Below are 1,747 nucleotides of genomic sequence, written 5' to 3' on the forward strand. Positions count from 1 at the left end.
ATATGGTAGGAGAGCGTTCTGTAAGCCTGCGAAGGTGTCTTGTAAAGGATGCTGGAGGTATCAGAAGTGCGAATGCTGACATGAGTAGCGATAATGGGGGTGAAAAGCCTCCACGCCGTAAGCCCAAGGTTTCCTGTTCAACGTTCATCGGAGCAGGGTGAGTCGGCCCCTAAGGCGAGGCAGAGATGCGTAGCTGATGGGAAGCAGGTTAATATTCCTGCACCGTCGTATGATGCGATGGGGGGACGGATCGCGGAAGGTTGTCCAACTGTTGGAATAGTTGGTTTTTGGCTCATAGAAGGCGCTTAGGCAAATCCGGGCGCAGGATTCAAGGGGTTGAGACGAGTGAACTTGTTCACGAAGCAATCGGAAGTGGTTCCAAGAAAAGCCTCTAAGCTTCAGTCATACGAGACCGTACCGCAAACCGACACAGGTGGGCGAGATGAGTATTCTAAGGCGCTTGAGAGAACTCGGGAGAAGGAACTCGGCAAATTGGTACCGTAACTTCGGGAAAAGGTACGCCCCGGTAGCTTGATTGGTTTACTCCATGAGGGTGAAAGGGTTGCAATAAACTGGTGGCTGCGACTGTTTAATAAAAACACAGCACTCTGCAAACACGAAAGTGGACGTATAGGGTGTGACGCCTGCCCGGTGCTGGAAGATTAAATGATGGGGTGCAAGCTCTTGATTGAAGTCCCAGTAAACGGCGGCCGTAACTATAACGGTCCTAAGGTAGCGAAATTCCTTGTCGGGTAAGTTCCGACCTGCACGAATGGCGTAACGATGGCCACACTGTCTCCTCCCGAGACTCAGCGAAGTTGAAATGTTTGTGATGATGCAATCTACCCGCGGCTAGACGGAAAGACCCCATGAACCTTTACTGTAGCTTTGCATTGGACTTTGAACCAATCTGTGTAGGATAGGTGGGAGGCTTTGAAGCGGGGACGCTAGTTCTCGTGGAGCCAACCTTGAAATACCACCCTGGTTTGTTTGAGGTTCTAACCTTGGTCCGTTATCCGGATCGGGGACAGTGCATGGTAGGCAGTTTGACTGGGGCGGTCTCCTCCTAAAGTGTAACGGAGGAGTTCGAAGGTACGCTAGATACGGTCGGACATCGTGTTGATAGTGCAATGGCATAAGCGTGCTTAACTGCGAGACTGACAAGTCGAGCAGGTACGAAAGTAGGACATAGTGATCCGGTGGTTCTGTATGGAAGGGCCATCGCTCAACGGATAAAAGGTACTCTGGGGATAACAGGCTGATTCCTCCCAAGAGTTCATATCGACGGGGGAGTTTGGCACCTCGATGTCGGCTCATCACATCCTGGGGCTGTAGCCGGTCCCAAGGGTATGGCTGTTCGCCATTTAAAGTGGTACGTGAGCTGGGTTTAAAACGTCGTGAGACAGTTTGGTCCCTATCTGCCGTGGGCGTTGGAAATTTGAAGGGGGCTGCTCCTAGTACGAGAGGACCGGAGTGGACGAACCTCTGGTGTACCGGTTGTCACGCCAGTGGCATTGCCGGGTAGCTAAGTTCGGAAGAGATAACCGCTGAAAGCATCTAAGCGGGAAACTTGCCTTGAGATGAGATTTCCCAGAGCCTTGAGCTCTTTGAAGGGTCGTTCGAGACCAGGACGTTGATAGGCTGGGTGTGGAAGTGCAGTAATGCATTAAGCTAACCAGTACTAATTGCCCGTACGGCTTGTCCCTATAACCTTAGCAGGTACAGAGGATGAGACGGTACAACGTTG

Annotated in this window: 1 rRNA gene; it reads left to right on the forward strand. The window is 51.6% G+C overall.

What is annotated here, in order from left to right:
* A 23S ribosomal RNA gene (locus AC54AF_RS27000) occupies positions 1-1,706 on the forward strand; the annotation flags it as partial.
* Positions 1,707-1,747 lie beyond the last annotated feature (41 nt).

This window comes from Janthinobacterium sp. JF4 (assembly GCF_059617925.1).